This is a genomic window from Achromobacter sp. SLBN-14 (genome assembly GCF_006715415.1).
Taxonomy (GTDB): domain Bacteria; phylum Pseudomonadota; class Gammaproteobacteria; order Burkholderiales; family Burkholderiaceae_B; genus Achromobacter; species Achromobacter mucicolens.
Window position 1 is genome coordinate 1372162 of sequence record NZ_VFNE01000001.1, and the last position, 20572, is coordinate 1392733.

Consider the following 20572-nt stretch of genomic DNA (forward strand, 5'->3'; position numbering starts at 1 on the left):
ATAGAGCGCGGCTTGGCCCGGCTTATTCCAGGAGAGTCCCATGCAACCCGAACTGATCGAGACCATCCTGGTGGAATCGTCCGGCAACGTGCCCCTGCTGGCGCGCCACCTCCACCGTCTGGAAGCGTCCTGCAAGGCGCTGGGTTACGTCTGGGGCGGCCGCGACGTCGAAGGCGACATCCTTCTCGCCGTCATGGCCCTGTCCTCCGCCGGACCGCATCGCCTGCGCCTGCTGGTCGCGCGCGATGGCAGCCGCCACATCCAGACCGCCGTCCTGCCGCCCCTGCCCGCGCACCAGGAAGTGATGCTCGCGCCCGAGGCGCTGCGGTCCTCGGAACCCCTGCTGCGCTACAAGACCACGCACCGCCCCTGGTACACCAAGACGATCGAATGGCTGCCTTCGCATCCACACATCTTCGACCTGGTCTACCTGAACGAGCGCGGCGAACTCTGCGAAGGCAGCCGCAGCAACGTCTATCTGCGCAGGGACGACAACTGGTACACCCCGCCCGTCGACAGCGGCTGCCTGCCCGGCGTGCAGCGCGCGCAGCTGCTCGATGCCGGCGAGGCGAAAGAACGCGTGCTGACCCTGGCCGACCTGCATGCCGCCGACGAGATCCGGTTGTCGAACGCGCTGCGCGGGTGGTTCACGGTGTCGCTGCGCGAGGCGTAGCGCAGCCCCCGGCCCGCCGCGGCATCAATCCGCAAACACGTCCACCACCACCTGCCGCAGCCACTGATTGGCGGCCTCGCGGTGGTTGCGGGCGTGCCAGAACACGTTGATGACGGATTCCGGGATCTTCACCGGACAGGGCGCGGACGCCAGGCCAAAAGGGCCGCAGGCGCAGTCGGCAAAGCGCTGCGGCACCACCGCAATCATGTCGGTGGCCTGCAGCACCGGCCCCACCGCCATGAAGTGCGGCACCGTCAGCCGCAGCCGCCGGCGGATTCCCGCGCGCGCGATCACTTCGTCCACCACGCCGTGGCCGGTGCCCTCGGACACGATGGCCACGTGTTCGGCCGCGCGAAACTGCCGCGCCGACACCCCCGAGCGCGCCAGCGGATGGTCCTGCCGGAAGATGCAGACGTACGGCTGACGGAACAGCCGGCGCTGGAAGAATCCGCCTTTCAGCCCGGGCAGAAAGCCCATCGCCAGATCCATACGCCCGCGCTCCATCTCGTCCCGCACGTCGATCGACGTCGTGCGCACCGTGCGGATGGTCACGCCCGGCGCGACCTGATCCAGCGCCCGCATCAGGCGCGGCAGGAAGTAGGTCTCGCCCACATCGTTCACCCCGATCACAAACGCCCGCTCGCTGCGGGCCGGATCGAACGCCACCCGCGCGTTCAACGTGCCGTGCAGCGCGGCAAGCGCATCGGCAATCGGCTGGGCCAGGCTTTCGGCATAGGGCGTCGGCACCATCCCGCGCGAGGTCCGCAGAAACAGCTCGTCGCCCAGCAGCTTGCGCAAGCGGGCGAGCGCGTTGCTGACGCCCGGCTGTGAAATCCCCAGGCTTTCCGCCGCCGCCGACACCCGGCCATGCTTGTGCAATTCATTGAAGACGACGAGCAGATTCAGATCCACGTCTTTCAGGTTCATGCGTTTGTCTCCACCAATATTGATTTTGGTGATTTATGTAATAAGCCAGATTCTATTTATTAATCTCTGGGCGTGCCCGATGATGCAGAAAAATGCCTGCGCCCATGCCGCGCAAGGCACTGCCCGGCCGCCGCGCGGCCAGCTGAAAATGGAGACAAATCATGCGCATCCGCACGCATCGCCGCCTCACGTCCTGTCGCAGGGGCCGTCCATGAACGCCCCCGAACATCCCATCCATGTCGTCCCGCCCTGGAAAGGCGACGGCTCGCATCGCATCCCGTTCGGCGTCTACACCGATGCGGCGCTGCACCAGCGGGAACTGGAGCGCTTCTTCTACCGCGGCCACTGGAACTACGTGGGCCTTGAAGCCGAGGTCCCCAATCCCGGCGACTTCAAGCGCACGGTCGTGGGCGAGCGCTCCGTCGTCCTGCTGCGCGACAACGACGGCCAGGTGCGCGTCGTGGAAAACGTCTGCGCCCATCGCGGCGTGCAGTTCTGCCGCGAACGCGCCGGCAACCGCAGCGAGTTCGTCTGCCCCTACCACCAATGGAATTACGACCTGCAAGGCAACCTGATCGGCGTGCCCTTCCGCCGCGGCGTCAAGCAGGACGGCAAGATCAACGGCGGCATGCCGCCCGACTTCAAGCCCGAGGAACACGGCCTGACCAAGCTGGCGGTGGCCGCGCGCAACGGCGTCGTCTTCGCGTCGTTCGACCATGACGTCGAACCGCTGGAAGACTACCTGGGGCCCGACATCGCGCATTACTTCGACCGCGTCTTCGACGGCCGCGAACTGGTGATCCACGGCTACAGCCGCCAGCGCATTCCCGGCAACTGGAAGCTGATGCAGGAGAACATCAAAGACCCCTACCACCCCGGCCTCCTGCACACCTGGTTCGTCACCTTCGGGCTATGGCGCGCGGACAACCGGTCCGAATTGAAGATGGACCGCCACTTCCGCCACGCCGCCATGATTTCCACGCGCGGCCAGGGCGGCAAAAGCACCGTCACCAGCGGCGTGTCCAGCTTCAAGGAGCAGATGTCGCTGAACGACGACCGCTTCCTGGACATCGTGCACGAACCCTGGTGGAACGGCCCCACCGCCGTGCTCATGACGCTGTTTCCCAGCGTCATCATCCAGCAACAGGTCAACTCGCTATCCACCCGCCACATCCAGCCCGTCGGCCATGACGCCTTCGACTTTGTCTGGACCCATTTCGGATTTGCCGACGACACCCCCGACATGACCCAACGCCGCCTGCGCCAGGCCAACCTGTTCGGGCCCGCCGGTTTCGTGTCCGCCGACGACGGCGAGGTCATCGAATTCTCGCAATCCGGCTTTGAACAGAAGCCGTGGCACCGCAGCGTCGCCGAACTGGGCGGCAAGACCGCCGAAAACACCGACCACATGGTCACCGAAACGCTCATACGCGGCATGTACGCGTACTGGCGCCGCGTCATGGAGGCGTGACATGCTGGACTTCCCGCTTTATTACCAGCTCACCCGCCTCTACGCCGACTACGCGGCCGCGCTGGACGCCGGCGAATGGGAGAAATGGCCCGACTTCTTCGTGGAAGATTGCGTCTACAAGGTGCTGCCGCGCGAGAACCACGAACGCGGATTTCCGCTCGCGACCATGGCCTTCGAGAGCCGCGGCATGCTGAAGGACCGCATCTACGGCGCCACCGAAACCATCTTCCACGACCCCTACTACCAGCGCCACGTCGTCGGCGCCCCACGCGTGCTGCTGGTGCAGGACGGCCGCATCGAATCCGAGGCCAACTACGCCATCTTCCGCACCAAACCCAGCCAGCTCACCACCGTCTTCAACGTCGGCCGCTATCTGGACGTCATCCGCCAGACGCCCGACGGCCTGAAATTCGAATCGCGGCTATGCATCTTCGACAGCGAGCTGATCCCGAACTCGCTGATCTACCCCATCTGACCAGGAGACGAATCATGAGTGTGCAATGGATCAAGGCCATCGGACGCGATGACGTGCCCGATGAAGACGTCATCGCCGTCGAGGCGGGCGGCAAGGAGATCGCGCTATACGGCGTCGACGGCGAGGTCTACGCCACCGACAACCTCTGTACGCACGGCAACGCCAGACTCTGCGACGGCTTCCTGACTGGCCACGAAATCGAATGCCCCCTGCACCAGGGCCGCTTCGACATCCGCGACGGCCGCGCCCTGTGCTCGCCACTGCGCGAGAACATTGCGACGTATCCCGTACGGATCGAGGATGGCGTGGTGTTTGTGGCGCTATGAGTCATTTGCGCGCCGGACGCAGCGACGTCGCGTCTGACCGTTGAGGCACCGCGGCACTCAGGCATCGAGGCGCCCCCAACCCGGCGGCCCTCAGACCGCCAGCCGCAAAGCCTCGTTCGCCGCCGCCATGCCCATGGCGGCGGTCACGGTAACCACCGACCCATAACCCGCGCACGACAGGCCCTGCGGCGCCAGGTTCAGACCCGACGCGCCCATATCATCTTCACCTTCACGAGGGCGGGTCCACGCATCCGGCAAAATCGCCGGCTGGTCGAACCACAACGCATGCACGCCCATCTTCGGCACCCGCTTGAGCGCCTTGCCGTTCTTGTCCGACGCCCGCGGAAACCCATGCTCGCGCCGCAACTTGTTGCGCAGCTTCGAGAGCAGCGCATCATTGACCGCCCCCGACAGATCCCCCGCCCGCAACGCCAACGGATCCGTCTTCCCGCCCGCACCGCCACACAGCAGCATCGGCACCCCAAGCGCCCGCGCATGCAAAATCATCGCAATCTTCGCGGCCGCCTGATCCGTGCAATCGATGATGACCGTATAAGGCCCCGGCAACACCTCGCCCACGTTCTCCGGCGACACAAAGTCGTCCACCCGTGTAATGCGGCATTCGGGATTGATCGCCAACACCCGCTCGGCCATCGCGTCGACCTTGGATTGCCCCAGCGTCGAACTCAACGCATGGATCTGCCGATTGACGTTGGATTCGGCAATGTGATCCAGATCGATCAGCGTCAACGCCCCCACCCCGCAACGAGCAAGCGCCTCCACCGTCCACGACCCCACGCCGCCCAGCCCGGCAACGGCAACATGGGCATTACGGATACGCGAAGGCGCCTCAGGACCATAGAGGCGCGACAGCGCGCCAAAACGACGGTCGAGATCGGCGGGTTCAGGAATGAGTTCGGGCGAGTTCATGGACCGCATTTTATGGCAGCCGGCCGCCAACCCACGCTCCCCCACCCCTGCAGACAAGGTGACAAGGTGTCTGACACCCTGCAGAGACTGCCGTCATACCAAGGATGTGCCCCAAGGGTGTCAGACACCGGAAGCAGCGGCGCCCGGCCCCCACCGCAAGCGCGAAGCGTCATCCCCGGACGCAAGACACCGCGTAAGCGCCCGGAGGCCGCCCGCGCGGCCAACCGGGCGCGGGCCCCGCAAAATGCTTCAAAGCCGCGCAAACCCAGGCAAGAACCTTAAAAACCCCACCCGCCCCAGCGCCCGCCAAGCTGAACTCACCCGAGCCCGGCGTGGCGGCGGCCTGGGGTGCGCGGGGCGTGTAGATGCGCCCGAGGGAATCGGAAGGCAGTCGCCGGAGGCGACAACGACGATGACGACGGGGGGGCCGCCTAGGCCAGTCCGGAGCGAAGGCTCCGGACCGCAATCGTAGCCCCGCGCGCCCCAGGCCGCCGACGCGCCGGGCGTCAAAAGAACCAAGATCGATGCCTGCCACCGCCTTCCGACGCAAAACGACGCGCCGGACTGCTGCAAACCTCACCTCCGCAGCCCATCCCCGTCAACAGCCACCACATCATCCCCCCCCAATGCCTGATAAACCGTCACCTGATTCACCAACCGGTTCAGCATATTCTCGTCCCGCGCCACCTCAGCCACCCGGCGCTTTTCCTGCGCATCCAGCCAATCCCGCAGCGGCACCGCCCCCGCCCGGTACCGTACTTCGTATAGCCGCTCAGCCTCCCGAGCCGCCCGCAAAGAAAGATCCAGCTGCTGCGCCCGCACCGACAACTGCGTGCGATTCGACAACGCGTTTTCCACATCCGCCATCGCCTGATACAGCGCCTGCCGGAACGTCACCACCCGTTCCTCGTAATCCGTCTTCGAGATCTTGATGTTCAGCTGCATCTGATTCCACTGCAGGAATGGCAGCGTCAACCCCGCCCCCAGCGTCCCGATCGGATTCTTCAGCACATCCGACAACGTCGGGCTCGAAGTGCCCAGCGCCCCCGTCAACGTCACCGGCGGATAAAAGCTTGCCCGTGTCGCGTCAACGTTTGCCAGCGACTCCCGCAACCGCAACTCCGCCGCGCGCAGGTCCGGACGGCGCCCCAGCAACTCCGCCGGCACACCCGCCCGCGCCTCAGGCAATGCGCTGGACGGCAGCCGCGCCGGATCCGCCGTGATGCGATCCGGCGGGCCATCGAAAAGAATCGTCAGCGCATTGATGTATTCCACCCGCTGCTGCACCAGCAGCGCATGCGCCGCCTGCTGGCTTGCCACCGTCTGCTCCGCCTCCGCAAGCTCCAGGGCCGACGCCCCGCCCGCCGCGTACTGCGCCCGCACCAGATCCTGCGTGCGGCGCGCGTAGGCGATGCTCTCCTCGCTGCTCGCGATGCGCTGATTGATGAATGCCGTCTGCCAATACAGCGTCGCCGTCGTGCCCACCAGCGACAGGGCCGCGCTCTGGCGGTCCTGTTCCGTCGCCAGCGCCTCCCACTGCGCCGCGTCGCGCTGGCGCGCCAGCTTGCCCCACAGATCGACCTGATAGCTCACCGTCAGCTCGGCCGAATTGGCTCGCGTGATCGTGCGGTCGCCATACAGATTGCGCACCCGCGACACGTTCGCGTCGCCACCGAACTGCGGCATCAGCTGGTCGTCCGCCAATCCCGCCTGATACTGCGCCCGGCGCACGCGAATCGCCGCCGCCGCCAGATCGTTGTTGCGCGCAAGCGCCGCCTCCACCAGGCCATTGAGCACCGGATCCTCGAAATTGCGCCACCAGGCCCCGCCCTCCGCCAGCCACGCCGCTGCGCCGGCATCCGAAGCCGGACGCGCGTGGGTCCAGGACGCCGGCACGCTTGCGGCCGGCGGCTCGTAATCGGTGCGCAGCAGGCCGCCGCAGCCGCCCAGCGCCAGCAGCAGCGCCACGCCCAGCGGTTTGCACAAAAAAGAAACTGCTCTCATCTTCCTCATTCCCGGGCCAACGCCTCGACGGGATCCAGGCGCGCCGCATTGCGCGCCGGCAGATAGCCAAAAATCACACCGATCAGCGTCGAGCATGTGAATGCCGCCACCATCGATGCCGTGGAATAGATCATCTGGAACGAGCCGCCCGTGGCCTTGCTGACCAGCACACCCAGTCCCAGCGACAACAGGATGCCGACCGCGCCGCCGATCAGGCACACCAGCACCGCCTCGATCAGGAACTGCTGCATGATGTCGCTGCGCCGCGCGCCCACCGCCATGCGCACCCCGATCTCGCGCGTGCGCTCGGTGACCGACACCAGCATGATGTTCATCACCCCGATACCGCCCACCATCAGCGAAATCAGCGCGATCAGCGACACCAGCAGCGTCATCGTCGCCGTCGTGCGTTCGATCGTCTTGCGCACCGCGTCCGTGTTGAACACAAAAAAGTCCTTCACCACGTGCCGGCGCGTCAACACCCGCACGATGGCCTGCTCGGCCGCCGCCGGCGGCGTCGCGTCGTTCACGCGCACCGTGATGCTCTTCAGGTGCTGCTGCCCCAGCACCCGCGACAGCGCCGTCGTGTACGGGATCCACACGTTCAGCGACTCATTGTTGCCGAACACCGTGTCCTTCTTTTGCGTCACCCCGATCACCCGCGCCGGCATCGACCCCAAAAAGATCACCTGCCCGATCGGTTCGGTGTGCGACCCGAACAGAGCGCGCCGCGTGCCCTCGTCGATCACCACTTCCTGCGCCCGGCGCGCCACGCTGGTCTCGTCGAAAAACTTTCCTTCAGCCAGCTTGATCGCGCGCACCCGGAAGTACTGTTCGCCCACGCCCTGGATCGAACCGTTCACCGATACATTGCGGTAGCGCAGCGTATTGCTCGTGCCCACTTCCGGCGTCACGCTGTCCACATACGACTCGCGCGCCAGCGCGTCGGCATCGGCCGGCACCAGCGTGCGGATGTTCACCGCCTTTTCATCGCCGAAGTCCTTGCCCGGGAAGACCTCGACCGTGTTCGTGCCGATCGCGCTGATGTCTTCCAGAATCTTGCGCCGCGAGCCCTCGCCCAGCGCCACCACCGACACCACGGCGGCGATGCCGATGATGATGCCCAGCATCGTCAGCGACGTGCGCAGGCGGTGCGCGTTCATGGCCAGCAAAGCCATGCGCAGCGCCTCGCCGCAGCGGTCCAGATAGGCCTGCCACGCCGGGCGCTGGGCCATGTCCGGGGTCTCGTCACGCGCCATCTGATGGCGCGGCGCGTCGGGGTTGCGCTTGTCCGCGACGATCTCCCCGTCGCTGATCTCGATGATGCGCTGGGCGTGGCGCGCCACGTTCATATCGTGCGTGACGATGATGATCGTGTGCCCCGCCGCGTTCAGTTCCTCCAGGATGCGCAGCACTTCCTGGCCGGTATGCGTGTCCAGCGCGCCGGTGGGCTCGTCGGCCAGGATGATGTCGCCGCCGTTCATCAGCGCCCGCGCGATACTCACGCGCTGCTGCTGGCCGCCCGACAGCTGGCCGGGCCGATGGCCGGTGCGATCGGCCAGCCCCAGCCGCGCCAGCAGCGCCGAGGCGCGTTCCAGCCGGGCCTCGCGGCGCTTGCCCGCGTAGACGGCCGGCACCTCCACGTTGCCCTGTGCGCTCAGGTCCGCCAGCAGGTGGTAACGCTGGAAAATGAATCCGAAGTGCTCCCGGCGCAGTTCGGCCAGTTCGTCGGGGTCCAGTTCGCCGGTGCTGCGGCCGCCGACCTTGTAGTCGCCGCGCGTGGGCCGGTCCAGGCAGCCCAGGATGTTCATCAGCGTGGACTTGCCCGAGCCGGACGCCCCCACGATGGCGACCATCTCGCCCGCCTCGATCGACAGGTTGACGTCCTTCAGGACCGCAATCGTCTGGTCGCCCGCGGGAAACTCGCGGCGCACGCCAGACAGGGAAATGAGCGGGCCGCCCATGTCAGGCTCCCGGCTTGGCGACGGCCGGCGAGGAATCCGCCGACACGACGCGTTCGCCCACCTCCAGGCCTTCCAGCACCTGCGCCTGCACATTGTTGTTCATGCCGATGCGCACTTGCCGCGTCTCGGTCTTGTTGCCGTCCAGCACCACGCGCACCTCGTAGCGCCCGTCCTTGCCGCGCTTGCCCAGCGCCGAGGCGGGCACCACCACGGCGTCCTTGGCCTCACCCAGCACGATGAAGACCTGCGCCGTCATCGAGATGCGCAGCTTCTCGTCGGGATTGGGCACGTCGAAGAGGCCGTTGTAATAGACCGCGGCGCTGGTGGATGTGCTGGATGAAGTGGTCAGCGACGACGCCGCGTCTTCCTTCTGGATGGAATCCGGGGCCGGTTCCACCGCGCGCAGCGTGGCGCGGTAGCGCTCGTCGGGTTCGCCGAGAATGGTGAAGTAGACCGGCAGGCCGGGCTTGACCCGCGTCACGTCCGCCTCGGAGATCTGCGCCTTGATCGTCATGGTGTCCACCTGCGCCACCTTGATGATGGTGGGCGCGCTCTGAATCGAGTTGACGGTCTGGCCTTCCTTGGTGACCACCGCCACCACCATCCCGTCGATTGGCGAGATGATCCGCGTGTAGCCCAGGTTGACCTGGGCGGTGTCGACCTGGATCTCGGCCTGGGCGATCTGCGCGTCCAGCGAGGCGATCTCGGCGCGGGTCACGGCCAGCGTGGCCTCGGCCGTTTCGTAGGCCTCGCGCGAGCTGGCGTCGGCCGCCAGCATCTGGCGCTGGCGCTTGAACGCCAGTTCCGCCTGTTTCAGCGTGGCCACCTTGGCGGCCCGCTCGGCGCGCCGGGTCTGCAGCGCAGCTTCGGCGTTACGCAGCTCGTTCTGCTGGGTCAGGTCGTCGATCTCGGCCACCAGCTGGCCCTTCTTCACCCTGTCGCCCAGTTCCACCTTCAGGGACTTCAACTGGCCGGTGGCCTGCGCGCCCACGCTGACCCGCTCGATGGCATCGATGGTGCCGCTGGCCAGCACGCTGTCCTCCAGGTCCGCGCGCGACACCTCGGCCACGGCAAACGTGGGCGGCGGCGGGGCCGAGAAGAACGCGGCGCGCGCGCCAAAAACGAGAAGCAGGAGGATGGCGGCTATCAGGGCGTAGCGCTTGAACTTGCTGCGGGACTTTTTCATTGAACCTGGACGATGGGAACGGCGGGCGCCATCTGCGGCGCCGGTAATGCGGCAAAAAAGCGGTGAATACCAGAGACGGATTGCACCACGCGGAGGGTTCCGTTGCGTGAACGATACAACGATCCCCGGGAGGTTGCGGAACCGTTTTACCGCACCTGCCGTGAACGTGCCGTCATCTTGCCGAATAAGCGCGGGACTTGTCCGCTAGAGCCTGTTAACTCCGCAGAGTGACTAGTCACCCGATGACGCAGCGCAAAAAAGCGTCGCCTCGACATAGACGGATGTTACGAACAGAATGAATGCAGTTAAGCCGTGTCTACCTCCAACAGATCCCCCTCCTCGCCATCCAGTTCCCCGGAATTTTCCGGGGCGGTGCTTTTGTGCCTGCTGGCAATGATGAATCATGTGGCGCTGACCGGGGGACGGATCACCGTTTCCCTGACGGCGCTGCAGATGGGGCTGTCCACGTTCACGGTCGGCACGCTGGTCGCCGTGTTTGCCGTGCTGCCGATGCTGTTCTCGGTGCGGGCGGGACGCTGGGTGGACCGCGTCGGCATCGTGCGTCCCCTCGTCATCGGCACCACTTTGGTCGCCTTCGGCACGCTACTGCCCTCTATCTCGCAAACCCAGTCCGCGCTGCTGGTGGCGTCCTGCGCCATCGGGATCGGCTTCATGCTGCACCAGGTGGCCACGCAGGATCTGCTGGGGCACGCCGAGCCCGAGCAGCGGCTGCGCAATTTCTCCTTCATGTCACTGGCGCTGGCCGGATCGGGCTTCTCGGGCCCGCTGATTGCCGGGCTGGCGATCGACCACCTGGGCACGCGGACGGCATTCGGCCTTCTGGCGGTCGGCCCGCTGCTGTCGGCGGTCGGCCTGTACAGCCTGCGTCATCAATTGAAGGCCGTGGATGCGGCCATCACCGGCGTGCGCGAGGCCCAGCGCCGTCGCGTGACCGAATTGCTGGCCGTGCCCGCGCTGCGCCGCATTCTCATGGTCAACACGATCTTGTCCGGCGCATGGGACACCCACCTGTTCGTCGTGCCGATTTTTGGCGTGGCGATCGGGTTGTCCGCCACCACCATCGGCCTCATTCTTGCCTCCTTCGCGGCGGCAACGTTCGTCATCCGCCTGATTCTGCCCCTTATCCAGCGCCGCGTCCGGTCCTGGACCTTGGTGCGCGTGGCGATGGCGACTGCGGCCATCGACTTCATGCTTTACCCGCTGTTCACCGACGTTACCGTCCTGATCGTGTTGTCTTTCATCCTGGGCCTGGCCCTGGGCTGCTGTCAGCCCAGCATGCTGGCCCTGCTGCACCAGCACTCGCCCCCCGGTCGCGCGGCCGAGGCGGTGGGCCTGCGCATGGCGCTCATCAACGGTTCGCAGGTCTCCCTGCCGTTGACCTTCGGGGCGCTGGGTGCGGTAATTGGCGTTGCCCCGCTTTTCTGGGCCTACTCCGTGGCGCTGATGGCCGGGGGCTGGGCCAACCGCAACCCTCCGCACGAGTCTGAACGGAATACGTAGTCGTGAACAAGCAGTCATCCCACTCTGACCTCTCCGGCGCCACGCTGCCCTTCCGGCTCTGGACGCCCGAGGAACGGCAAGCCTCGCTCGACGACGCGCTGCGGCACTGGCCGGATGGGGAAGATGTATGGGTATTCGGGTACGGATCGCTTATCTGGCGGCCGGATTTCGATTTCATGGAACGCCGCCTGGCCACGCTGCGCGGCCACCACCGGGCGCTTTGCCTGTGGTCGCGGGTGAACCGGGGCACGCCCGAGTGCCCGGGACTGGTGTTCGGCCTGGACCGCGGCGGTTCCTGCCGGGGCGTGGTGTACCGCCTGGCCGGCGAACAGGTCCCCCATTACTTTCCCGCCCTCTGGGAGCGCGAGATGTCCACCGGCGCCTATCTGCCCCGCTGGATCAACTGCGCCACGGACGAAGGCGTCGTCCGGGCGCTGGTCTTCATCATGAACCGCGACAATCCCGCCTATATCCGGGCCCTGCCCGAGGCGGAACTGCTGGCCATCGTGCGCCGCGCGGCGGGACGCTACGGTCCCTGCACGGATTACGTGGTGCAGACGGCCCAGGCCTTGCGGTCCGCCGGCATCCACGACGCCCGGCTCGACGCGATTGCCCGCCGGCTGGAGCTGGACGGCCACCCGCTACCCGAGGGCCCGTGACGCGCCCCCGCGGCTGGAGGCGGCAAACTTGTCCGGGGCCTGCGCGGGGTCAATGAGGGGCCGGTCTCCCAGGCGGTATAAACTCCGTGTTATCAACGCTGAACCCCCAAGACCATGTCCGTCTCTGATCTGCGTCAAAGCTACGAAAAGAATGTGCTGCTGGAAAGCCAGGCAGCCTCCTCGCCGTTCGAGCAATTCACCCGTTGGTTCGACGAGGCCCTGGCCGCCAAGGTGCCCGAACCCAACGCCATGACCCTGGCCACGGTGGATGCCAGCGGCCAGCCCAGCGCCCGCATCGTCCTCATCAAGGGGTTTGACGAGCAGGGTTTCACGTTCTTCACCAATTACGAATCGCGCAAGGGCCTGGACCTGCAAGCCGAGCCGCGCGCCAGCCTGCTGTTCTTCTGGCAGCCGCTGGAACGCCAGGTCCGCATCGAGGGCGTGGTCGAAAAGGTGGCGGCCGAAGAGTCGGACGCCTACTATCACAGCCGCCCGGCCGGATCGCGCATCGGCGCCTGGGCTTCGCGCCAGAGCCAGCCCATCACCCGTGAAGAGCTGGAAGCCCGCGAAAAGGAATTCCGCGAGCGTTTCGGCGAACAGCCGCCGCGTCCGCCGCACTGGGGCGGCTACCGCCTCAAGCCCACGGCCTTTGAATTCTGGCAGGGCCGCCCGTCCCGCCTGCACGACCGCCTGCGCTACGTGGCGGACGGGGCGGGCTGGAAGATCGAACGCCTGTCTCCCTGATACGGGGCGCCCCGACGCGGGGCGTCCATCCGCCGGGCGCCTCCTGCGCCCGACCGAACTGTCTATTGCATGTCCGCCTCCTCCCCTGATTTCGACTCCGTCTTTTTTCGCACCGCCTTGGGCCGATACGCCACCGGCGTGACGGTCGTGACGACCACCGGCCTGGACGGCGCCCCCATCGGCCTGACCGTCAGCTCGTTCAACTCGGTCTCGCTGAATCCGCCGCTGGTGTTGTGGAGCCTGTCGCTGGGCTCGTCGTCGCTGGACGCCTTCGAACAGTGCGAACGCTACGTCGTGAACGTATTGAGCGCCGACCAGATCGCGCTGGCGCGCCGCTTCGCGACGGGCAAGACGCGGGACCGTTATGCCGGGCTGCAGGTGCATCATGCCCCGGGCGGCACGCCGATGCTGGACGGCCATTGCGCGGCCTGGTTCGAATGCCGCAACCGCAGCCGCTACGTCGAGGGAGATCACGTCATCATGGTCGGAGAAGTCGAACGTTGCGGACATAGCGGCGAACCGCCGCTGGTCTTTCACGCCGGCGGGTTCGATCTGACGCCGGCCGGCACCCGCGCCGAAAAGGCCAAGCCATGAGCGCCGACGTCGATTGCGTCGTCATCGGCGCCGGCGTCGTCGGCCTGGCCATCGCCCGCGCGCTGGCCCAATCGGGCCGCGAAGTCCTGGTGGCCGAAGCCACCGAGGCCATCGGCACCGGCACCAGCTCGCGCAACTCCGAAGTCATCCACGCCGGCATCTACTACCCCGCCGGCAGCCTGAAGGCGCGCCTGTGCGTGCGCGGCAAGCATCTGCTGTACGCGTACTGCGCCGAACGCGGCGTGCCGCACAGCCGGCTGGGCAAACTCATCGTGGCCACCAGCCCCGAGCAGGCCACCCAGCTAGAAGGCATTGCCCAGCGCGCCCGCGCCAACGGCGTGGACGACCTGCAATTCATTTCGGGCGAAGAAGCCATGCGCCTGGAGCCCGCGCTGCAGTGCACCGCCGCGCTGGTGTCGCCGTCGACCGGCATCGTCGACAGCCACGCGTTGATGCTGTCGTTCCAGGGCGACGCTGAGAACGCAGGCGCCCAGTGCGTCTTCCATACGCCGCTCGCGTCGGGCCGCGTCCGGCCGGAAGGCGGCTTCGAGCTGCAATTCGGCGGCGACGACGCCATGAGCCTGACCTGCAACGTCCTGATCAATTCGGCCGGCCTGCAGGCGCCCGCGCTGGCGCGCCGCATCGAGGGCGTGCCGGCGGACAGCATTCCCGCCGATTACCTGTGCAAGGGCAGCTATTTCACGCTGTCCGGCCGCGCGCCGTTCTCGCGCCTGATCTACCCGGTGCCGCAGCATGCCGGGTTGGGCGTGCACCTGACGCTGGACATGGGCGGCCAAGCCAAGTTCGGCCCCGACACCGAATGGGTGGACACCGAGGACTACACCCTCGATCCCTCCCGCGCCGATGTGTTCTACGAAGCCGTGCGCAGCTATTGGCCCGCCCTGCCCGACGGCGCGCTGGCGCCCGGCTACACGGGCATCCGCCCCAAGATCTCCGGTCCGCACGAACCGGCCGCGGACTTCGTCATCGCGGGGCCCGCCGTTCACGGCGTGCCCGGACTGGTGAACCTGTTCGGCATCGAATCCCCCGGGCTGACCTCCAGCCTGGCCCTGGCGGAAGAAACCCTGGCGCGCCTGTCCGCCTGACCCCGCCCGCTTCCTTTTTTCTTATTCAGCCATTCCTGCCATGCAGCACAACGACTACATCCTGACCCTGTCCTGCCCCGACCGCACCGGCATCGTCTACCGCGTCAGCGGCCTGTTGTTCGAACTGGGTTGCAACATCCTGGATTCGCAGCAGTTCGGCGACGAAGAGACGGGCCGCTTCTTCCTGCGCGTGCACTTCGACCTGCCGGTCAGCGCGTCCGCCGACGACCTGCGCGCCCGCCTGGACGCGATGTCCGCCGACTACGGCATGGAGCTCAAGCTGCACGACGCGCGCCGCAAGGAGCGCCTGCTCATCATGGTCAGCAAGCAGGGCCACTGCCTGAACGACCTGCTGTTCCGCGTACACAGCGGCCATCTGCATGCCGAGGTGGCGGCCATCGTCTCGAACCACAACGACTACGCCAGCCTGGCGGCAACCTACAACATTCCGTTCCACTACCTGCCGGTCACGCCCGACACCAAGCTGGAACAGGAAAAGCAGGTGCTCAAGATCGTCGACGAGGCGAACATCGACCTGGTCGTGCTGGCCCGTTACATGCAGATCCTGTCGGCCGACATGTGCCGCGCCCTGACCGGCCGCGCGATCAACATTCACCACAGCTTCCTGCCCAGCTTCAAGGGCGCGCGCCCTTACCACCAGGCGCATGCGCGCGGCGTGAAGATCATCGGCGCCACGGCGCACTACGTGACGTCGGACCTGGACGAAGGCCCGATCATCGACCAGGACATCGAACGCGTCGACCACACGATGACGGCGCAGGACCTGACCCAGGTGGGCAGCGACATCGAATCCCTGGTGCTCTCGCGCGCTGTGCGCAGCCACGTCGAACACCGCATCCTCCTGAACCGCAACAAGACCGTCGTGTTCCGCTGATCCTCAGGCTCTTGCAGGGGCGGGTTGCAACGGCGCAAACGCCTGCGCCACCAGCGCCACCGCGCGCTCCTGCAACGGCGAGCGCGCCGCATCCGGCCAGATCACCTGGCTGATCGAGCGCGCCTCGTGCTCGAACGCGATGAACCGCGTGCCCGCCAGCCCGCTGCGCGACAGGCAGGCCGGCACGATCGACACCCCCAGGCCCTGCGACACCAGCGAGGCCACGCTCAGCCAGTGGCGCACCTCGTGCCGGATCGCCGGCATGAAGCCGGCCGACACGCACATGGCCAATACCGTCTCGTAATAGCTGGGCGACGCCGCGCGCGCGAAGAAAACGAAGTCGTCCCGCGCCAGTTCCGTCAGCCGCAGGGTCTGGCGATCTGCCAGCGGATGCGCATCGGGCAGGCACACCACGAAGGGCTCGGCCATCAGGTCGCGCGCCTGCACGCCTTCCGGCACCGGGTTGGCGTGGATGAAGCCCAGGTCCTGCTCGCCGCGCCGCACCGCCTCGATCTGGTCGTTCGAGTTCAGTTCGGTCAGCACGTGTTCGACGTCGGGCAGTTCCTTGCGCATGACGTTCAAGAGCGCGGGCAGTCCGCGATACAGCATGGACCCCACGAAGCCGATGCGCAGCCGGCCGCGCAGGCCCGCATCCACCTGGCGCACCAGCGTGCGGACCTCCTCGGCCTGGCGCAGCAGGATCACCGCTTCGTGGTACAGCGCCTGGCCGGCGTCGGTCAGCTCGACGTGCCGGCTGGTGCGGGCCAGCAGGCGCGCGCCGATGTTCTCTTCCAGTTGGCGGATCGCGTAGCTGAGCGGCGGCTGCGAAATATGCAGGCGCGCCGCCGCCCGGCTGAAATGGCGCTCTTCGGCCACGGCGATGAAGTAGCGCAGCAGACGCGGTTCGAGATCCATGCGTCCCTCCTTTGGGCATATCTATATTTATTTTGGATTGATCTACATCAAAACAGTATTTGAGTAGATGGATCAACCCCCGCAACATAGGGCATCTCCCGTCCCGACCCGGATGCCGCCATGGATACCCCTGTCTTGCCTGTTGCCGCCACCGCCACGCCCGTACCGGACTCCCGGGGGCTGAATCTGTTCGATGCCGACCCCTACGCCGAGGCGCTGAGCCGGCGCTACCTGCCCGCCGAGCTGCATGCGCACCTGCTGCCGCATCTGAGCCGGCTGGGCGAACTGGCCGGCGGCGTCATGGACGAACTGGCGTCGGTCGCCGACAAGCACCCGCCCACGCTATCGGTGCGCAGCCGCGCCGGCACGGACGAATCGCGCATCGACAAGCATCCCGCCTACGTCGAACTTGAACGCCTGGCCTACAGCGAATTCGGTCTGGCGGCGCTGTCCCACCGGGGCGGCGTGCTGGGTTGGCCCGAGCCCATGCCCGCCGCGGCCAAGTACGCGCTCAGCCATCTTTTCGTGCAGGCCGAATTCGGCTTGTGCTGCCCCGTCAGCATGACCGACTCGCTGGCGCGCACCCTGCGCAAGTTCGGCGATCCCGCGCTGGTCGAGCGCGTGTTGCCGCAGGTGACTTCGCAGGATTTCGACACGCTGCGCCAAGGCGCCATGTTCATGACCGAACAGGGCGCGGGCTCGGACGTCAGCGCCACCGAGGTCACGGCCCAGCCGCAGGATGACGGCACCTGGCGCATCCACGGCGACAAGTGGTTCTGCTCGAACCCTGACGCCGGTTTCGCAATGGTGCTGGCACGCAGCGAACCGGACGCGGGCCTGAAGGGCGTGTCGCTCTTTCTGCTGCCGCGCGACCTGGCCGACGGCACGCACAACCACTACCGCATCCTGCGCCTGAAGGACAAGCTGGGCACGCGTTCCATGGCCAGCGGCGAAATCCGCCTGGAGGGCGCCGTCGCCTGGCTGGTCGGTGAACGCGGCCGCGGCTTCAAGCACATGGCCGACATGATCAACAACTCGCGCCTGTCCAACGGCATGCGCGCCGCGGGCCTGATGCGCCGCGCGGTCACCGAGGCCATCTACGTGTCGCAGCACCGCCGCGCGTTCGGCAAGCGCCTGATCGACATGCCGCTCATGCAGCGCCAGCTGGTCAAGATGACCGTGTGGGCGGAACAGGCGCGCAGCGTCATGTTCCAGACGGCGCGTGCGCTGGCCGACGCCGATCAAGGCGCGGCAGACCCCGCGCTGGCCCGGATCCTGACGCCGCTGATCAAGTTCCGCGCGTGCCGCGACGCGCGCAAGGTCACGGGCGACGCGATGGAAGTGCGCGGCGGCTGCGGCTACATCGAGGAATGGACCGAGCCGCGCCTGGTGCGCGACGCGCATCTGGGCTCGATCTGGGAAGGCACCAGCAACATCGTCGCGCTGGACGTGCTGCGCGCCATCAAGAAAGAAAACTCCCTTCCGGCGCTGCGCAGCCACATCGACCGCCTGCTGGCGGACGGCGCGCCCTGCCCGCCCGAACTGGCCGGCATGCAGGCCAGCGCCCTGGAAAAGACCTATGCGCTGGCGGAACACGCCGCGCAGGGCGACCATGCGCAGCTGGCCCGCCAGGCCGCGTCGCTGCTTTATCACGCCGTATCCATGGCCGCGCTGCGGTGGGAAGCCACCGGCGCGGGATTGGAAACCCGTGCCCGGCTGGCCGACCAGGTGCTGCTGCACCGCCTGGCGCCGCGCGACCCCTACGCCATCCCGCCTGACGAAAGCGCGGCCTGCCAGGCCATCCTGCACTACGCGCTGTAGCCCCTGTCAGGGCTTTCGCTGTAACCCGACGCCGGCGGCACAGCCGGCGCGTCATCCACTGGAGACACGCATGAAACGCTATTTTGCCCCCCTGTTCCTGGCGGCCGCCGCCATCGCCGCCACGCCCGTCGTGGCAGCCGACGCCTTCCCCACGGCCCGCCCGGTCACGCTGGTGGTGCCCTTTCCGCCGGGCGGCCCCACCGACGCGCTGGCGCGCCGCCTGGCCGAAAAGCTGCGCGAGCCGCTCATGCAGAACGTCATCGTCGAGAACCGCAGCGGCGCGGGCGGCAACATCGGCTCCGAATATGTCGCCTCGGCCAAGCCCGACGGCTACACCATCCTGTTCGGCACGTCCGGCCCGCTGGCCATCAACGTCAGCCTGTACAAGAAGCAGAACTACAACCCCGAGACCAGCTTCGCGCCCATCATCCGCATCGGCCACCTGCCCAACATCCTGGTGGTGAACCCGTCGGTGCCCGCCAACAACCTGCAGGAACTGATCGCGTACGCCCAGAAGAACCCGGACAAGCTGAGCTACGCCTCGTCCGGCAATGGCGCGTCGTCGCACCTGGCCGGCATCCTGTTCAACCGCATGGCCGGCACCAAGATCATGCACATCCCGTACAAGGGCACCGGCCCCGCGCTGAACGACCTGCTGGGCGGACAGGTGTCGATGTCGTTCACCGACATCCTGACTGCGCTGCCCTACATCAAGGCGGGCAAGCTGCGCCCCATCGGGCTGGCCAGCGCCCAGCGTTCCGATGCGCTGCCCGACCTGCCCACGCTGTCCGAACAGGGCCTGAAAGGCTATGACGTCAGCGTCTTCTTCGGCATCGTCGCCCCCAAGGACACGCCCGCCGATGTGGTGAACACGCTGAACCAGGCCTTCAAGACCGCCCTCGCCGATCCCACGATCGCGCAGACGCTACGCACGCAGGGCATCGTCGAGGCGCAGGACAAGACGCCGCAGGGCCTGTCCAGCTTCATCACCACCGAAGTCCCCAAGTGGCGCGAACTGATCCAGAGCGCCAACGTTTCCATCGACTGACGCGAAGCATAGCCATGGCCCAAACCCTACCCAATGCCGGCGCCCTCGCGGGCTGCAAGGTGATCGATCTGTCGCGCGTGCTGGGCGGCCCGTACTGCACCCAGATCCTGGCCGACCACGGCGCCGACGTGCTGAAGATCGAGCCGCCCGGCGGCGACGAGACGCGCGGCTGGGGCCCGCCCTTCCTGGGCGAGACCGCCTCGTATTTCGTCGGCGTGAACCGCAACAAGGACGGCATGACGCTGGACCTGTCGCAGCCCGCCGGACAGGAACTGCTGCGCCACCTGCTGGCCGACGCCGACGTGCTGGTCGAGAACTTCAAGCCCGGCACGCTGGAAAAGTGGGGCCTGGGCTACGACGACCTGAAGCAGGCCTTTCCCGCGCTCATCCATTGCCGCGTCAGCGGCTTCGGCTCGGATGGCCCGCTGGGCGGCCTGCCGGGTTACGACGCCTGCGCGCAGGCCATGTGCGGCCTGATGAGCGTGAACGGCGAGGCGGACGGCGAGGCAACCCGGGTGGGGCTGCCTGTCGTGGACATGGTGACGGGCCTGAACGCGGCGGTAGCCATCCTGCTGGCCCTCAACGAGCGCACGCGCAGCGGGCTGGGACAATTCCTGGACATCACGCTGTACGACTGTGCGCTGTCGCTGCTGCACCCGCATGCGCCGAACTACTTCTACAGCGGCAAGGTGCCGCAGCGCAGCGGCAACGCGCACCCCAACATCGCCCCCTACGAAACGCTGCCCACCGCAAGCGGCCCGATCTTCCTGGCCGTCGGCAACAACCGCCAATTTGCAATGCTGGCCCGGACGCTGGACGCCCCCGCGCTGTCCGACGACCCGCGCTACGCCACCAACGCGGACCGCCTGCGCAACCGCCCGGCACTGCGCGATGACCTTGCCGCCCTGCTGGCCCGCCATGAGGCGGCCACGCTAGCGGACCAGCTGCTGCGCGCGGGCGTGCCCACCGCCGCCGTGCAGACGGTGGACCAGGCGCTCGCGCATCCGCACACCCGGCATCGCGGCATGGTGCTGGAACAAGGCGATTACAAGGGCGTGGGCTCGCCCATCAAGCTGTCGCGCACGCCCGCCACGCTGCGCAAGCTGCCGCCAGACCTGGCGCCGCCATCTGGACAGGGCTGATCCCGCATCGATGAACCGCCCGGCGCCCGCCGGGCTTTTTTTTCCCAAGCGAGCCGCCGCCCCACGCGCAACAACTTAGACATTTGGTTTCAGCACGCCGCCCGATTGCCGCCTTAGACTTTTTTCCGCATCTCGCGTTGCTCCCCGCACGCTTTTCCCGAGCCACATAAG

General features: G+C 67.0%; 19 protein-coding genes. 13 read left to right on the forward strand and 6 right to left on the reverse strand.

Translation table 11 applies throughout. The annotated features are described in order from the left end of the window. Positions 1 to 40 precede the first annotated feature (40 nt). Complete coding sequence (locus tag FBY20_RS06275) at positions 41 to 673, forward strand: aminotransferase class IV family protein (protein ID WP_142050778.1); 633 nt, start codon at positions 41 to 43, stop codon at positions 671 to 673. Positions 674 to 697: 24 nt separating this feature from the next. Here the strand turns inward: FBY20_RS06275 and FBY20_RS06280 are convergent, their stop codons facing one another. Continuing rightward, complete coding sequence (locus FBY20_RS06280; protein ID WP_062840316.1) at positions 698 to 1600, reverse strand: LysR family transcriptional regulator; 903 nt, start codon at positions 1598 to 1600, stop codon at positions 698 to 700. Positions 1601 to 1811: 211 nt separating this feature from the next. Between FBY20_RS06280 and FBY20_RS06285 the strand changes: the two genes are divergently transcribed. The 3 genes from FBY20_RS06285 to FBY20_RS06295 are packed head-to-tail and all read left to right on the forward strand — an operon-like array spanning position 1812 to position 3872. Next, a complete protein-coding gene (locus FBY20_RS06285) occupies positions 1812 to 3071 on the forward strand; it encodes an aromatic ring-hydroxylating dioxygenase subunit alpha (RefSeq protein WP_142050781.1) in 1260 nt (419 codons plus the stop codon). A gap of 1 nt (position 3072) precedes the next feature. Next, a complete protein-coding gene (locus tag FBY20_RS06290) occupies positions 3073 to 3546 on the forward strand; it encodes a nuclear transport factor 2 family protein (RefSeq protein WP_142050783.1) in 474 nt (157 codons plus the stop codon). Between the two features lie 14 nt (positions 3547 to 3560). After that, positions 3561 to 3872: a non-heme iron oxygenase ferredoxin subunit gene (locus FBY20_RS06295; RefSeq protein ID WP_063953274.1), complete on the forward strand. Its 312-nt coding sequence runs from the start codon at positions 3561 to 3563 to the stop codon at positions 3870 to 3872. A 90-nt stretch (positions 3873 to 3962) separates the two neighbouring features. Here FBY20_RS06295 and FBY20_RS06300 read toward each other — a convergent pair whose 3' ends face one another. The 4 genes from FBY20_RS06300 to FBY20_RS06315 form a co-directional block, all read right to left on the reverse strand. Continuing rightward, positions 3963 to 4811, reverse strand: a complete 849-nt coding sequence (locus FBY20_RS06300; protein WP_063953275.1) for a ThiF family adenylyltransferase — start codon at positions 4809 to 4811, stop codon at positions 3963 to 3965. A gap of 567 nt (positions 4812 to 5378) precedes the next feature. After that, complete coding sequence (locus FBY20_RS06305; RefSeq protein ID WP_142055822.1) at positions 5379 to 6806, reverse strand: efflux transporter outer membrane subunit; 1428 nt, start codon at positions 6804 to 6806, stop codon at positions 5379 to 5381. Positions 6807 to 6811: 5 nt separating this feature from the next. After that, entirely contained in the window at positions 6812 to 8770 is a 1959-nt protein-coding gene (locus tag FBY20_RS06310) for a MacB family efflux pump subunit (protein ID WP_142050786.1), read from the reverse strand. A gap of 1 nt (position 8771) precedes the next feature. Then, positions 8772 to 9956 carry an efflux RND transporter periplasmic adaptor subunit gene (locus FBY20_RS06315; RefSeq protein ID WP_142050788.1) on the reverse strand — a complete coding sequence of 395 codons (1185 nt, stop codon included), beginning with the start codon at positions 9954 to 9956 and terminating at the stop codon, positions 8772 to 8774. A gap of 312 nt (positions 9957 to 10268) precedes the next feature. Between FBY20_RS06315 and FBY20_RS06320 the strand changes: the two genes are divergently transcribed. From FBY20_RS06320 to purU, 6 genes are all read left to right on the forward strand, one after another. Beyond that, positions 10269 to 11477, forward strand: a complete 1209-nt coding sequence (locus FBY20_RS06320; RefSeq protein WP_128830020.1) for an MFS transporter — start codon at positions 10269 to 10271, stop codon at positions 11475 to 11477. Between the two features lie 2 nt (positions 11478 to 11479). Then, a complete protein-coding gene (locus FBY20_RS06325) occupies positions 11480 to 12136 on the forward strand; it encodes a gamma-glutamylcyclotransferase (RefSeq protein WP_142050791.1) in 657 nt (218 codons plus the stop codon). Between the two features lie 114 nt (positions 12137 to 12250). Then, the gene (pdxH, locus tag FBY20_RS06330) at positions 12251 to 12880 is read left to right on the forward strand and encodes a pyridoxamine 5'-phosphate oxidase (protein ID WP_056321041.1); all 630 of its coding nucleotides are present in this window, start codon (positions 12251 to 12253) and stop codon (positions 12878 to 12880) included. Between the two features lie 69 nt (positions 12881 to 12949). Continuing rightward, positions 12950 to 13474 carry a flavin reductase family protein gene (locus FBY20_RS06335; protein WP_056321038.1) on the forward strand — a complete coding sequence of 175 codons (525 nt, stop codon included), beginning with the start codon at positions 12950 to 12952 and terminating at the stop codon, positions 13472 to 13474. Beyond that, complete coding sequence (locus tag FBY20_RS06340; RefSeq protein ID WP_062840307.1) at positions 13471 to 14580, forward strand: NAD(P)/FAD-dependent oxidoreductase; 1110 nt, start codon at positions 13471 to 13473, stop codon at positions 14578 to 14580. The genes FBY20_RS06335 and FBY20_RS06340 overlap by 4 nt, the downstream gene beginning before the upstream one ends. Before the next feature lie 40 nt (positions 14581 to 14620). Further along, complete coding sequence (gene purU, locus FBY20_RS06345; RefSeq protein ID WP_056321032.1) at positions 14621 to 15475, forward strand: formyltetrahydrofolate deformylase; 855 nt, start codon at positions 14621 to 14623, stop codon at positions 15473 to 15475. Between the two features lie 3 nt (positions 15476 to 15478). Here purU and FBY20_RS06350 read toward each other — a convergent pair whose 3' ends face one another. After that, a complete protein-coding gene (locus FBY20_RS06350; RefSeq protein ID WP_056321030.1) occupies positions 15479 to 16390 on the reverse strand; it encodes a LysR family transcriptional regulator in 912 nt (303 codons plus the stop codon). A gap of 120 nt (positions 16391 to 16510) precedes the next feature. On the opposite strand from FBY20_RS06350, the gene FBY20_RS06355 reads away from it, so the two are divergent. The 3 genes from FBY20_RS06355 to FBY20_RS06365 all read left to right on the forward strand — a co-directional run bounded on the left by FBY20_RS06355 (position 16511) and on the right by FBY20_RS06365 (position 20401). Then, positions 16511 to 18211: an acyl-CoA dehydrogenase family protein gene (locus FBY20_RS06355; protein WP_142050794.1), complete on the forward strand. Its 1701-nt coding sequence runs from the start codon at positions 16511 to 16513 to the stop codon at positions 18209 to 18211. A gap of 70 nt (positions 18212 to 18281) precedes the next feature. Continuing rightward, positions 18282 to 19259, forward strand: coding sequence for a tripartite tricarboxylate transporter substrate binding protein (locus FBY20_RS06360; protein ID WP_056321024.1), 978 nt, complete (start codon positions 18282 to 18284; stop codon positions 19257 to 19259). Between the two features lie 14 nt (positions 19260 to 19273). Next, positions 19274 to 20401, forward strand: a complete 1128-nt coding sequence (locus FBY20_RS06365) for a CaiB/BaiF CoA-transferase family protein (protein WP_142050797.1) — start codon at positions 19274 to 19276, stop codon at positions 20399 to 20401. The last annotated feature ends 171 nt before the right edge of the window (positions 20402 to 20572 follow it).

Bases quoted from the DNA above. Each gene is read 5' to 3' on its own strand.
- FBY20_RS06275 (WP_142050778.1), top strand. From the start codon at position 41: ATGCAACCCGAACTGATCGAGACCATCCTGGTGGAATCGTCCGGCAAC.
- FBY20_RS06280 (WP_062840316.1), bottom strand. From the start codon at position 1,600: ATGAACCTGAAAGACGTGGATCTGAATCTGCTCGTCGTCTTCAATGAA.
- FBY20_RS06285 (WP_142050781.1), top strand. From the start codon at position 1,812: ATGAACGCCCCCGAACATCCCATCCATGTCGTCCCGCCCTGGAAAGGC.
- FBY20_RS06290 (WP_142050783.1), top strand. From the start codon at position 3,073: ATGCTGGACTTCCCGCTTTATTACCAGCTCACCCGCCTCTACGCCGAC.
- FBY20_RS06295 (WP_063953274.1), top strand. From the start codon at position 3,561: ATGAGTGTGCAATGGATCAAGGCCATCGGACGCGATGACGTGCCCGAT.
- FBY20_RS06300 (WP_063953275.1), bottom strand. From the start codon at position 4,811: ATGCGGTCCATGAACTCGCCCGAACTCATTCCTGAACCCGCCGATCTC.
- FBY20_RS06305 (WP_142055822.1), bottom strand. From the start codon at position 6,806: ATGAGAGCAGTTTCTTTTTTGTGCAAACCGCTGGGCGTGGCGCTGCTG.
- FBY20_RS06310 (WP_142050786.1), bottom strand. From the start codon at position 8,770: ATGGGCGGCCCGCTCATTTCCCTGTCTGGCGTGCGCCGCGAGTTTCCC.
- FBY20_RS06315 (WP_142050788.1), bottom strand. From the start codon at position 9,956: ATGAAAAAGTCCCGCAGCAAGTTCAAGCGCTACGCCCTGATAGCCGCC.
- pdxH (WP_056321041.1), top strand. From the start codon at position 12,251: ATGTCCGTCTCTGATCTGCGTCAAAGCTACGAAAAGAATGTGCTGCTG.
- FBY20_RS06335 (WP_056321038.1), top strand. From the start codon at position 12,950: ATGTCCGCCTCCTCCCCTGATTTCGACTCCGTCTTTTTTCGCACCGCC.
- FBY20_RS06340 (WP_062840307.1), top strand. From the start codon at position 13,471: ATGAGCGCCGACGTCGATTGCGTCGTCATCGGCGCCGGCGTCGTCGGC.
- purU (WP_056321032.1), top strand. From the start codon at position 14,621: ATGCAGCACAACGACTACATCCTGACCCTGTCCTGCCCCGACCGCACC.
- FBY20_RS06350 (WP_056321030.1), bottom strand. From the start codon at position 16,390: ATGGATCTCGAACCGCGTCTGCTGCGCTACTTCATCGCCGTGGCCGAA.
- FBY20_RS06355 (WP_142050794.1), top strand. From the start codon at position 16,511: ATGGATACCCCTGTCTTGCCTGTTGCCGCCACCGCCACGCCCGTACCG.
- FBY20_RS06360 (WP_056321024.1), top strand. From the start codon at position 18,282: ATGAAACGCTATTTTGCCCCCCTGTTCCTGGCGGCCGCCGCCATCGCC.
- FBY20_RS06365 (WP_142050797.1), top strand. From the start codon at position 19,274: ATGGCCCAAACCCTACCCAATGCCGGCGCCCTCGCGGGCTGCAAGGTG.